Here is a 12702-nt window from a genome sequence, read left to right on the forward strand (position 1 = left end):
AAACTCGGCCGTGTCCGGGATTAAGGATCAACATTATCCCTGTGGTCGGGCGATGGTGGCGTTCGGGTTGGGCGGAAGCCCGTCCTGCACCGGTGCGCAGATGGCGGACGCCCGGCGGTCGGCCTGCTCCTCCGCTGGAGTCAGCTCCCGCCCCCAGTCCTCCGGCATGTAGCCGTTGGGCTTGGGATCCGGGTAGTCCGGCCGGCCATTCGCCCGCCGGCACGCCGAGTAGGCGCGCGCGTTCGCGATCTGTTCCGCCGTGAGTGGGTAGAGGTCCTCCTCCGAGACGTCGATGTTGAACTCTCGACAGGCATTCTGCGCCTCGCTCCACTTCGGATTCATCTTGAGCTCGCCGCCGTCGCCGAGGCCACGGAAGTCGACTTGACCCTTGGCGTCAGGATCGGGCAGGTCGAAGCCCTGCTTCCGCATGCACGCAACCCATTTCCGCTGTGCCTCCACGTACCGGGTCCGCACGTCGGTGGTCGCCGCCGGACGGGCGGGTGCGTCGGTCGCGGAGGCGACGCGAGGCTCGGGCTCGGAGCCGCAACCGGCGAGAGCGAGCGAGACGGTCAGCGCGGCGAGAACCTTGCGGGCGTGGTTCATCTGGCTCCTACTCGGCGATGAGTGTCCGAAGGCGGTCGGCGGGACGCATGGTCTCGTCCCCGTTCACCGGATAGGTGCACACCTAGCCCATCTCGGGTTGCACGCAGCCTCACCCGCCGCGTCCAGTCACGCTCACGGGTGGGATGGGTCGATCGGGGTCAGGGTTCCGAGGTGTTGTTCGATGGCCGCCGCCGCGGTGAGGCAGGTGTCCTCCCGGTAGGGGCGCCCGATGATCTGGACACCGGCCGGCAGCCCGGACTGGATGCCGGTCGGGACGGCGACCGCAGGTACGCCGAGGAAACTCGTCGCCGAGCACAGGCCCATGGCGGTCGTTACCAGGGCTCGCCCTGCCGCGTCGCGCGACTCGATGCCGGGCTCGACCGGCGGCTGGGTGAAGACGGGGCCGAGCAGCAGCGGGTACCGCTGGAAGAATTCACCCCAGGCCCGCTGGATGGTGAGCCGGACACCGGTCAGCCGGAGGAACTCGGCGGCGTCGACCGGCGGGTTTTCCGACATGCCCAGTTCGATGTAGTGATGCGCGCCGTCGCCGAGCAGTGACCGGATCGCTGGCCAGGCGGGGGCGAACTCCGTCATGACCATGGACTGGTAGGCCCGCAGCGCGTCGTGCAGGCGAGGCACATCGGCCACCTGTTCGACCACGTATCCGGCCTGGCGTAACGCCTCGCCCGCGATGTCGACCGCTCGCGCGACGGTCGGGTGCACGCCGAGACCACCGGGATCGGTAACGACCGCGACCCGCACGGGGTTGGCCAACGGCTCGCCATCGAGGGGCACCGCCACCGCCCTGGGATCTCGAGGATCGGTGCCGGCGAGAACCTCGTAAACCGCCCGCAGGTCCGCGATGCCGCGTGCGAGCGGGCCGTCGACCACGAAGGTTTGTGAGCACCAGCCGGGATCGTCGGGCCCGATGCGGTGGTCGGCCGGGAATCTCCCGTATGTTGGCTTGAGAGCCGCGACCCCACAGAACGACGCCGGGATGCGGACCGAACCTCCGGCGTCGTTGCCCAGCCCGACCGCGGCCATGCCGGTCGCCACCGCGATCCCGTCGCCTCCGCTGGAGCCCCCGGGCGTGCGAGCGGGATCCCACGGGTTGACGGAATCGCCATACAGTTCGCTGCGAGTGTGCATTCCCGCGAGGGTGAGTGTTGGCATGTTGGTGTGCCCGATGACCACAGCGCCCGCGGCACGCAGCCGGGCCACCGGTGGGGCATCCGCGCCGGCCACCAGATGCCGTAGACGCGACGCGCCCTGAGTGGTCGGCACGCCCGCCACGGCCAGGTTCTCCTTGACGGTGAACGGAACCCCGGCGAGAGGGCCGAGGGCGACGCCGGCGGCGCGATCCCGGTCCACTCTCGCGGCATCGTCCAGAGCCTGTTCGACCAGTACCTGGGTGACCGCGTTGACCGCCGGGTTGACCTCGGCGATACGGGCCAGGTGCTGCTCCAGCAGCGCGACAGCGGAGATCTCACCCGCGCGGACCGCGGCGGCCTGCCGTACCGCCGTGACACGCCACATCTCGTCGACCACAACCACTCCTATACCGAAAACGATGCAACCGCATCGGATAGTAGACTCAAAGCCGATGCAACCGCATCGGATTTTGGAGGTCACGCTGAGCCGCGCAACCGATCGGCAGCAGAAACGCCGGCGCATAGCCGAGGCGGTGTGCCTGCTCGCCGACGAACACGGCATGGACGGCGTCACGCTGCGAGACGTCGCCGCCCGCGCCGGTGTCTCCATGGGAGCGGTGCAGCGGTGCTTCGGCACCAAGGACGAGATGCTCCTGTTCGCCCTGGGCCACATCTCCGAGCGCGTGACCGAACGGATAGCGGGCGGCTCGACCAACGCCGGCGACCTGACGCGGGTGGCCGCGGAGATCGCCCTGCTCGATCCCGCGTACCAGCACGAGGCACGCGTCTGGCTCGCCTTCGTCGCCCGCGCCGCGGTCAGTCCGCTACTCGCCGACGTCCTGCGGCGCAACTACGAGCTCGTCGAGGTCATGCTCGAACGGCTGGTCTCCGCCCTGGGCGTCACCGATGCCCGCGGCCAGGCCCGCGCCCTGCTCGCGCTGGCGGACGGCCTCACCACGCACGTACTGGTCGGCTACCTCACCCGGGACGTGGCCGCCGACATACTCAAGTCGCACCTCGACCGGCTCACGAGGATGGGGTGAACCGGACGGGCAGGGCGGCGAGCCGGCGGACGGCGCTGGAGCGCCACCGGATCTCCGCCGGGGGCACCGCGAGCGCCAGGTCCGGCAGGCGATCGAGCAGCGCGTCGAGCGCGATGCCGGCCTCCAGCCGGGCCAGCGGCGCGCCGAGACAGAAGTGGATGCCGTGCCCGAAGCTCAGGTGCGGGTTCTCGGGGCGGGCGAGGTCGGCGATGTCGGGGTGGGCGAAGCGGGCAGGGTCGCGGTTGGCGGCCGGCGTGCACAGCATCACGGCCTCGCCGGCCGGGATCCGCACGCCGGCGATCGTGACATCCCGCTTGGTGTATCGCACCACGCCCAGCACGACGGCGCCGTCCATCCGCAGCGACTCCTCGAGCGCCGGGGCCAGCAGCGCGCGGTCCTCGCGTACCCGGGCCAGCAGGTCCGGGTGGGTCAGCAATCGCAGCGTCGCCGCGGCGATCAGCCCCGCGGTGGTCTCGTGGCCCGCGACCAGCAGCAGCACGCCGGTCGCGACCAGCTCGTCATCAGTGAGCACCGCGTCGTGGGTGAGCAGAGCGTCGTCGGTGAGCACTGCGCCGTCGGTCAGCGGATCGCGCTTCGCGCAGAGCGCGCTGAGCAGATCGTCGCCGGGCTCGCGGCGCTTCGCCGCGAGCAGCTCCGCCAGGTAACCGCGCAGCGCGGACCGGGCGGCGAGCACGTCAGCGACCGCGGCGGCGTCGACGGGCGCCACGAAGAGCGCGTCGGACCAGGCCCGCACCTGGTCGCGGTCTTCATCGGGTACGCCCAGCAGCGCGCAGATGACCCGGGTGGGCAACGGCAGGGCGTAGCTGGCCATGAGGTCGGTGCTGCCCAGGGGCGCGATCGAGTCGAGCAGCTCGCCGGCGATCCGGGCGATGGCGGGCCGCAGTCCCTCGACCCGGCGCGGGGTGAAGGCGGCGGACACCAGCCGGCGCAGCCGGGTGTGGTCGGGCGGGTCGGCGGTGAGCATGCTGCCGCCGAGCTGGTCGCCCTCGCCGGTGCCGTTGACGTATCTGTCGTCGCTGCTGAGTCCCGGCTCGGAGAGCGCGGCGCGAACGTCCTGATAGGACGTGACGAGCCACACGTCGTCGTCGGGTAGCAGACGCACCCGGTGTATCGGCCCGCGCTCGCGCAACCGGTCGAGAAAGCCGTCCGGCCATTGTGTGAAGTCGGCGGACAGTTCATATTGGATATCCATGCTCATCTCCTTCTGTGGTGCGCGAGGCGGCGACGCGCCGCTGACCTGGGGGCAGCGCTCGACCCGGCGGTGGATCGACTGGCTGGGTCCACACGAGGCGTCGCTCAACGTGCCGTACCTGTTGCCGGTGCCCGCCGGCAGTGACGACGACGTCGTGCGCGAAGGGCTCCGGCGCCTGGTCGATCGGCACGAGGCGCTTCGCACCACGTACCCGGACGGCGCGCAGCGGGTACTGCGTTCCGGCTCGCTCGACGTCGTGACGCGCACCGGCGACCCGGAGGCGGTACTGGCCGAGCTGGCGGCCGAGCGGTTCCGCCACGACGACGGCGTACCGGTGCGATGCGCCATCGTCGACGGCACCGCCGTGGCCCTCGTGACCTCGCACCTGTCCACCGACTGGTCTGCGATGATGACTCTCGCGGCGGAGTTTCCGGCGCTCGTGCGGGGTGAGTCGTTGCCGGAACCCACCTGGCACCCGCTCGACCAGGCGGCGGCCGAGGCGACGCCGGAGGCGGTGCGGCACAACGTCGAGGCGCTGGCGCACTGGCGGTCCATCCTGGAGCGGGCACCCCGTTCGCTGCTGGACTTTCCGGAGCGGACACCGGAGCCGGAGCGGTTCGTGCGGCTGGGTATGGACTCGCCCGCCCTCGCGGCCGCCGCGCCAATGCTGGCCGAGCGGTGGGGGGTGAGCGTGGGCAGCCTGCTCGCGACCACCGCCGGGGTGGCGCTGGCCACGCTGGGCGGGCACGATACCGCGGCACTGCGCGTGATCTGCGGCAACCGGCGCGAGGCACCCCTGCGCGGCATGGTCGGCAAGGCGGCGCAGGACGGTCTGTTCGCGGTGGACCTGGCGGCACCCACCCTGCGCGGTATCGTCCACGATGGACACAACGCGGCCAAGCGCGCCTACCGGTACGGCCGCTACGACCCGTACGAGCTGGACGCGCTCAAGGGTGCGGTGCGGCACGAGCGGGGCGCGTCGCTGGACCTGCTCGCGTTCTTCAACGACCTGCGGATGGGGCGATCCTGGTCGGTGCCCGACGCCGACCCGGCGAAGACCAGGTTCTTCGTCGATTTCAGCACGCCGCGAGCGCGGGCCCGCGCGTTCTTCACCCTGGAGTACGCGCCGGACACCTGCCTGCTGTTCGTGCTCGCCGACACCGCGTACCTGAGCCGGGACACCGGGTGGGCGCTGCTGCGGGCCGTGGAGGCGCTCGTACTGCGCGGGGTGGCCGACGGTGACGTGCCGGCGTCTCACATCGCCGACACGGCCGGGCTGGAGCCGGTGCGCCGGCCGGCTGGTTGGCGGCGGGCCGGCCCCGACTGGTACGACCCGTCGGCGGTCGCCGATGTGCTCCGGATCGCGTGCCGGGCCGCTGATGTGACCGTCGACGCCGACCTGACCGCCCACCTGGCCTCCGATGTGGACACACCAGAGGCCGCCCACGCGCTCGTGATGGGCGCGCTGGCGGGCCGCACCGACGTGCTGGCACCGCGCCGGTACATCCTGAACGGGCGGCGGCCGGCGAGCGGGCGCGATCCGCTCGACCACGACGGCCCCTAACCCACCCAACGAATCACCAAACGTCGATCACTCTGTCACGGTGAGCGACGCAATGCAACATCGATAGATCGCTTCGCGGCCACGGGCGACAAGATGGCGGGTTGGATATTGGCACAAGTCAATGTATGTTGGGAGGGCTCCCAGATTGCGTCCGCCACTCTGCCCGAGGAGCTGAAACATGTCGCGACGGCGCCGTCGCCCGGCCATGATGCTGGCCGGCCTGCTCGTTCTCGCCCTGTCCGCGTTGCTGTTGCCACCGCCGTCGGTCGCCGGCACCGCCGCGGCCGGCACATCCCGCACCAGCGCGGTGCCGCTCACCGAGCTGACCGTGGTATCCGAACAGGTCGCCTTCGGTCTGCAGCGTCCGATCGCGCTCACCGGGCTGCCAGACGGCCGGATGCTGATCGCGGAGAAGGACGGCACCGTCCGCGCCTACCACCCCGACACCGGCTTGGCGGCTGAGCCCGTGCTCGACCTCACCGCCCGGATCGACACGTCGGACAACGAGCGCGGCCTCCTCGGCATCACGCCCGCGCCGAACTTCGCGCGCACCGGGCTCCTCTACGTGGCCTACACCAGCCTGCCGGCCGGCGCGCTGACCCTGGCGCGGGTGCGCCTCGGCGCTCCTGAACGGCTGCAGGTGCTGCTCACCCAGGAGCACGCCGAATACGGCAACCACAACGGCGGACAGGTGGCTTTCGGCCGCGACGGCTACCTCTACTGGTCCCTCGGCGACGGCGGCCACGCGAACGACCCGTTCAAGTCCGGCCAGAACCTCGGCACCCTACTGGGCAAGATCGTGCGGATCGACGTCAACCGCACCTGCGGGGCGAAGCCCTACTGCGTGCCCTCCGACAACCCGTTCGTCGGCAGGCGCGGCGCACGGCCGGAGATCTGGCTGTACGGGCTGCGCAACCCGTGGCGATTCTCGGTCGACCCGGTCGATGGCTCGCTGTGGATCGGTGATGTCGGCCAGGGCCTGGTCGAGGAGATCAACCACATCCGCCCGTGGCAGCGCGGGGCGAACCTCGGCTGGTCCTGCAAAGAGGGCACCCCGATCTTCGACCCGGAGCAGTGCCGGCCGGGCGTGCGATACACCGATCCGGTCTTCGAGTACGAACACTTCATGACGGAGAGCTGCTCGGTGACCGGCGGCGTGGTGTATCGAGGAACGGCCACCCCGGAGGCGTGGGGGACCTACATCGCGAGCGACTACTGCTCGACTCTCGCGTTCGCGGTGCGCCCCAAACCCACCGGTGGCTACGAGTCCGCCACGATCGGCAACTTCCCCATCCAGCCGACCGCGATCGACACCGACGTGCACGGCGAGCTGTACGCGCTCAGCGACCTCCCGGGATGGCTGAGCCGGGTACGGTTCGAGCGGGTGCAGCCAGCCTCCGGCGACAAGGTGGCAAATCGCTAGGCGCGTAATGCGGTCATCAGTTCTTCGGGCGCGGTGGTGGCTGGCCGGTCGCTGACCTGGCCGTCGCCCAGTTCGATGACCCGCCACACGCCGTCGGATCGCATGGCGAGGTCCACGGTCACAAAGGACAGGCCAAGACCAGCGACCAGCGGCGCGAGTCCGGTCAGGTCGAGGCTCTCGGGAGGGAACTGGTCCGGTGTATCCGGGTGCGGCCCGACCAGGTGGCAGGCGCCGTCGACCCACCAGGTGCGCACCTCAGCCCCGGTGAACTCGGTCCTGGCGGTCCCCACCGTCCACACTGACGCTGGTGTGAGCGCCGCCAGGGCCGCGTACCAGCCGGGCAGCTCGTGCGCCCGCCGGAACTGCGCCGCCGCGGTCCGCAGCCGCACACCCCGCCGGTGCAACGCCTCCGCGAACGCCGCGTACCGGTCACTGCTCAGCATCCAGCCGCGATAGACCGCCTCACCACCGTCGGCGGGCACCGCGGCGACAGCCCGGTCGGCGTCACCGGCGCGGGCCAACGCATCGTGGTCGACCACCGCGACATCCAGCCCGACACCGCGTGCCGCGCGCGCCTCGACCGCGAAGTGCTCGTCGACGCGGCGAGGACGGAGAACATCAGCGGGTACCAGCAAAAGCACGGACACATACTGCCACTGCGTGGACGACCGGGAGGGGTGGCCGGCCGGTGCCTCATCCCGCGTTCTCCGAGATGGCCAGGATCTGCTCGATCGGCAGGCACGCCCGGCAGAGCCAGGCTCGCACCGTGCCGTCGCCGTGCGTGGTGACCAGCCGAGGCCCGCCGGTGGCGAAGGCGACGTGCTCGGCGGAGGCGACGAAGCCGCCATAGGTGATGGACTCGCCGGCCTGATCGGTACGCCACAGGCGGACGGTGTCGTCGTGCCCCGTGGTGGCCAGCCAGGACCCGTCGGGGCTGAACGCGAGGTGCCACGCGAAGCCGCGGTGCCCGGTCAGCACGACGGGAGCGCGGTCGCCGGCGAGCGACCAGACGCGCGCCGTACCGTCGCTTCCGGCGCTGGCGAGCCGGGTCCCGTCGGCGCTGAACGCGACCGCCCACACCAGCCCCTGGTGGCCGCTCAGCACCAGCGGGTCGGCCCGGCCTTCGGTGTCCCAGATCCGTACCGTCCCGTCCGCGCCCGCGGTGGCGACCCGCCGGCCGTCGGGGCTGAACGCCGCGTACCGGATCTGCGCCTCGTCGGCGTGGCGGACGAGCGGCGGTGACGTACCCCGGGTGTCCCAGATCCGCAGCGTGCCGTCGGCGCCGGCGCTGGCGATGTACCGCCCGTCCGGGCTCAACGCGGCCATCCACGCCGCGTTCCGGTGACCGCGCAGCACGAGCGGGGGGCGGTCCTCGTTGAGGTCCCAGAGCCGTACGGTGCCGTCGAGCCCAGCGCTGGCCACCAGGTTTCCGTCCCGGCTGACGCTGAGCCCGGGGACGTCGCCGTCGTGGCCGCGCAGTACGAGCGCGTTGCCGGGGTGGCCCACGTCCCAGACCCGTACCGTGCCGTCCTCGCCTCCGCTGACCACGCGCCGGCCATCGGGGGTGGTGGCCACCGTCCAGGCCGCCCCCGCGTGGCCACGCAACAGCAGCGGATCGCCGGGTCCTCGCGGATCCCACATGCGTACGCTGCCGTCTTCGCCCGCGCTCGCCAGCTCCGTGCCGTCGGGGTTGAAGGCGACCGCCCACACCGTGCCGCGATGCCCCCGCAATACCCGCGGATTGCGGTGTGCGGCCGGTTCCGCGCCGGTCGGGTTCCACACGCGCACAGTGCTGTCGTCGCTGGCCGTCGCCAGCCACGCGCCGTCCGGGCTGAATGCCACGGCCTCCACCGAACCCTCGTGGCCCCGCAGCACGACGGGCGTGCCGGCTCCGGTGGTCGGCCACACCCGCGCGGTGCCGTCCTGGCTCGCGCTGGCCAGCCGGGTCCCGTCAGGGCTGAACGCCAGGCTCTTGATGAGGTCGTCGTGCCCACGCAGTACCAGCGGGGCGTGTTGCCCCACGAGATCCCAGATCCGTACGGTGCGGTCCGCGTACCCGCTGCTGGCCAGCCGCCGCCCGTCGCGGCTGAACGCCACGCCCCAGGCCCGACCGGCGTGGCCGCGCAGGATGGTCGGCGTGCCGGTCCCGTCGGCGCGCCAGATCCGTACGGTGCTGTCATCTCCGGCGCTGGCCAACCGCCCTCCGTCAGGGCTGAACGCGACGCTCGAGACGCCGCCGCTGTGCCCGCGCAGCACGACGGCCGCGCCGGAGCCGTCCACCGGCCAGATCCGGACGGTGCCGTCGCGACCCGCGCTGGCCACCCGCCGCCCGTCCGGGCTGAACACCGGGCTCCACACGTCATCGGCGTGCCCCCGCAGCACCGCCGTCACAGCACCATCCCGGCGCGACCACACCCGTACCGTGTGATCCGTGCCGGTACTGGCCATCAGGCGGCCGTCCGGGCTGTAGGCCACCCCGGTCGCGTGCCCCTGGTGGCCGGTCACCGAGCCCACCAGGAGGTCGTCGGCCACGGCCTGACGAAGCACCATCTCGGCCGCGACGTTCGGCCAGGTGTCGTACGCCTGGCGCGCCAGCGTCAACGCGCGCAGCGGATCCTGCTCCCGCTGTGCCCGCGCCTCCGACATGAGCCGCTGGGCGATCGCCTGGTCACGTTCGTCGCGCGCCCGGCTGCCCTGGGCCAGCGCCACCGCCGCCAGCGCACTGACCAGCACCATCGTGGTGGCGAGCGCGGTCAGTGCCAGCCGGGTCCGCCGGCGGCGCCCCGCCACCTCGTCGGCGGCCCGCTGCCGGCTGGCGGCCAGGAACGCGGACTCCGCCGCGTTGAGCCCGGCGCCGTCATCGCCGTCCCAGGCAGCGAGGCGCGCCCCCCGGTACAGGGCGCCGGCGTCCCGGCCGAGCGCCTGCCAGACGCGGGTGTCCTCAGTGAGCCGCCGGTGTAGCCGCAGCGCGTCTCGGTCGGCGTTCAGCCAGCCGGACAGCCGGGGCCACGCCTCGATCAGCGCCTCGTGGGCGATCTCGACGGTGTCCTGCTCCAGTACCACGAGCCGGGCGTCGGCCAGCTCCCGCAGCACTGCGTCCACCCCCGGGAAGTCCAACTCGCGCCGATCGACGCGGCGCCTGGTGTCCAGCAGCCCGTCGCCCACGGCGACCAGCCGCGTCAGCACCCGCTGGGCGGTCTCCCGCTGGCTGGCGCTCAGGCGCTGGTACACCGCCTCCGCCGTCCGCGCGATCGCCGTCGCCATGCCGCCGGCGGCCTCGTAGCCGGCCAGGGTCAGCATGTCTCCGCGCCGCTGGCGCCAGGTCTCCAGCAGCGCGTGGGACAGCACCGGCATGGCGCCAGGCTGGCCGGTGGCGTCGGCCAGTACCTTGGCGAGCAGCGCCCGTTCGACGCTCAGCCCGGCGTGCCGGGCCGACTCGGTGACCACCTGGCGCAGTTCGTCCGTGGTCAGCGGCGCGACCGGCACGGTCGCCTCGGTCAGCAGCCGGGCCAGCGCCGGCAGTTCGACGCAGCGCGGAAAGAAGTCCGACCGTACGCCGATCACGACCCTGCCTGCCATGGCGGTCAGCTCGTCGACGAACTTGTCCCGCGCGGCCGGCTCCCGGCAGAGGGTGAACAACTCCTCGAACTGATCGACCACGACCACGCAGCCCGGCGAGTCGGCCACCTGGCGCAGGGCAGCGACCGGGTCGGCGCCGGGGGTGAGCAGCACGGAATCGTCGAGGGCCGGGATGAGGCCCGCCCTCAGCAGCGACGACTTGCCACTGCCGGACGCGCCGAACACGGCGACGAACCGCCGCCGCTCCAGCGTGCTCAGCAGCTGGGCGACCAGCTCGTCCCGGCCGAAGAACCGGTGCGCGTCGGCGGTACCGTACGCCCGCAGCCCGAGGTACGGCGCTTCATCGTCGCCCGATCGCCAGGCCGCGCACTCCGCCGCCGCGGCACTCCACCGCCGTTCCCACTCCACCGGGTCGCCGCCGCAGGCCCGGACGAACGCCAGCGTCACGGGCAGGCTCGGCAGCCGCCGGCCGCCAGCGGCGTCGGCCAGTACCGTCATGGAGAACTCGCACCTGGTGGCCAACTCTCGATATCCCGGATTGCCCGCCGCTCGACGCAGCCCCCGCAGCTGCCCCGCAAGCGTCTCGACCGGTCCCCCGCTGGAATCCAACGGACGTTCAGGACGTGGCATACCACATCACCTCCGTCCGACAGCTAATCAGCACCAGGCATCGATTGGCATTCATCTGTACAAAGCCGGTCACTATCGACCGTTCGCGCGTTGTTCGCGGCGGCACCGGGGTGCCGAACAAACTCCGGCGCTGCTTTTCTCTGGCCATGGGCCCACTCGGGGGCATCCAACTAAGGACAGGGGAACCAATGAACCGAGTCAGGCAGGGCGCGCTCGGCATGCTCCTCGGAGCACTGCTGCTCGCGTCGTGGACGGGAACGGCGGCGGCGAAGCCGGTGGCGCCAGCGCCCGTACCCGAGAAGCAGGTCGTCACGGCCGCGACCGCCACGCTGGAGCCGGGAACAGCCCGGCCGAGCGGGAGGACGCTGGCCGCGTACTCGCCCTACTGCGAGTACTACGGGGTGACGCCGACGCTGGGCACGATTTCGGGGGTGCAGGCATGGTTCCTGCCCAACGACATCCTGTACCGGGGTTACGTCTGCCAGATCGGCAAGGCCAGCCTCCGCATGCAGACCGACGGCAACCTGGTCGTGTACGACGAGAACAACGTCGCGCGGTGGGCCACGCACAAGTACGCCGGCCAGCGGGCCGAGTTCCAGGGATTCGACGGCAACTTCGTCGTGTACAACAGCACGAGCGGCTACAGCGGGCCCCTGTGGGCGTCTAACACGTGCTGCCGCACCGGGGCGCGGCTCGCGGTCCAGGCGGACGGCAACGTCGTCGTGTACGACAGCGGCTGGCGCGCACTCTGGTCGACGAACACGTGGCACTGAGCAAACCTGGCACTGACACCTGCACTGACGAACACCTGCACTGACGAACACCTGCACTGACGAACGGATCAAGCTGGCCGCCCCCAAAAGGGGCGGTCAGCCCGCCTCCCATGCGCCGCGGGTCATCTCGTACTCGACCTCGCCCGAGTCCGCTCCCGGCAGCGGCTCACCGTCAGCGGGGAAGTATGTGCGCACGTATCGCATACCGATGGCTTCCATCACGCCCCGAGACCCAACGTTCACGGCCATGGTCTGCGCGATCACCCGCTTCTGCCCGACGGTGTCGAAGGCGTGCCGCAGCAGGACACGGGATGCCTCACTGGCCAAGCCTTTCCGCCAGTACCGGCGGACGAGGCGGTAACCCAGTTCGGCGACGGTCGGATCGTCGGGTTGATCGGGGCCGTGCGCTGGCGGAAGCATCATGAGCCCGATGAAGTCGCCCTCGTCCTCACGCTCCGGCGGCGTCGAGCCGTGCCGGCCACCATGGGATCCGAACGCCATCCAGTAGCCCAGGCCATCCACCTTGCCCGCCAGGGCCATCCGCCGCGCGTGGGAGATGGCCACCTCATCCCTGGATCGCGCCCGCCCGCCGAGGTAGCGGAGCACCTCGGGATCGGAATCGAGCTGGACCTCAAGCTCGAAGTGCCGGTCCGCGAGTGGGACCAGTAGCAGGCGGGCGGTACGCAGAACCGGTTGCGGCATCCGACAACGATCACACACTGG

10 protein-coding genes are annotated in these 12702 nt (G+C 71.5%); 4 read left to right on the top strand and 6 right to left on the bottom strand.

From position 1 onward, the window contains the following. Positions 1-33 precede the first annotated feature (33 nt). Positions 34-603 carry a hypothetical protein gene (locus QMG73_RS09285; protein ID WP_281893779.1) on the bottom strand — a complete coding sequence of 190 codons (570 nt, stop codon included), beginning with the start codon at positions 601-603 and terminating at the stop codon, positions 34-36. A 132-nt stretch (positions 604-735) separates the two neighbouring features. Further along, positions 736-2151: an amidase gene (locus QMG73_RS09290; protein WP_281893780.1), complete on the bottom strand. Its 1416-nt coding sequence runs from the start codon at positions 2149-2151 to the stop codon at positions 736-738. 55 nt (positions 2152-2206) lie between these two features. Between QMG73_RS09290 and QMG73_RS09295 the strand changes: the two genes are divergently transcribed. Next, a complete protein-coding gene (locus tag QMG73_RS09295; RefSeq protein ID WP_281893781.1) occupies positions 2207-2797 on the top strand; it encodes a TetR/AcrR family transcriptional regulator in 591 nt (196 codons plus the stop codon). Here the strand turns inward: QMG73_RS09295 and QMG73_RS09300 are convergent. Continuing rightward, entirely contained in the window at positions 2781-4010 is a 1230-nt protein-coding gene (locus QMG73_RS09300; protein WP_281893782.1) for a cytochrome P450 family protein, read from the bottom strand. The two genes, QMG73_RS09295 and QMG73_RS09300, sit on opposite strands and share 17 nt — an antisense overlap. Here QMG73_RS09300 and QMG73_RS09305 point away from each other — a divergent pair. Both QMG73_RS09305 and QMG73_RS09310 read left to right on the top strand, forming a co-directional pair. Continuing rightward, positions 4009-5574: a condensation domain-containing protein gene (locus tag QMG73_RS09305; protein ID WP_281893784.1), complete on the top strand. Its 1566-nt coding sequence runs from the start codon at positions 4009-4011 to the stop codon at positions 5572-5574. The genes QMG73_RS09300 and QMG73_RS09305 overlap by 2 nt on opposite strands. 178 nt (positions 5575-5752) lie before the next feature. Beyond that, entirely contained in the window at positions 5753-6997 is a 1245-nt protein-coding gene (locus QMG73_RS09310) for a PQQ-dependent sugar dehydrogenase (protein ID WP_281893786.1), read from the top strand. On the opposite strand, the gene QMG73_RS09315 is transcribed toward QMG73_RS09310, so the two are convergent. Both QMG73_RS09315 and QMG73_RS09320 read right to left on the bottom strand, forming a co-directional pair. Beyond that, a complete protein-coding gene (locus QMG73_RS09315) occupies positions 6994-7638 on the bottom strand; it encodes an ATP-grasp domain-containing protein (protein WP_281893788.1) in 645 nt (214 codons plus the stop codon). The genes QMG73_RS09310 and QMG73_RS09315 overlap by 4 nt on opposite strands. Positions 7639-7690: 52 nt before the next feature. Further along, on the bottom strand, positions 7691-11206 hold the full coding sequence (locus QMG73_RS09320; RefSeq protein WP_281893790.1) for an nSTAND1 domain-containing NTPase: 3516 nt from the start codon (positions 11204-11206) through the stop codon (positions 7691-7693). 188 nt (positions 11207-11394) lie between these two features. Here QMG73_RS09320 and QMG73_RS09325 point away from each other — a divergent pair, with 188 nt between their 5' ends. After that, positions 11395-11979: a hypothetical protein gene (locus QMG73_RS09325; RefSeq protein WP_281893792.1), complete on the top strand. Its 585-nt coding sequence runs from the start codon at positions 11395-11397 to the stop codon at positions 11977-11979. Positions 11980-12075: 96 nt separating this feature from the next. On the opposite strand, the gene QMG73_RS09330 is transcribed toward QMG73_RS09325, so the two are convergent. After that, the gene (locus tag QMG73_RS09330) at positions 12076-12681 is read right to left on the bottom strand and encodes a GNAT family N-acetyltransferase (protein ID WP_281893794.1); all 606 of its coding nucleotides are present in this window, start codon (positions 12679-12681) and stop codon (positions 12076-12078) included. Between the last annotated feature and the right edge of the window lie 21 nt (positions 12682-12702).

Source organism: Phytohabitans aurantiacus (assembly GCF_027923225.1).
GTDB lineage: Bacteria > Actinomycetota > Actinomycetes > Mycobacteriales > Micromonosporaceae > Phytohabitans > Phytohabitans aurantiacus.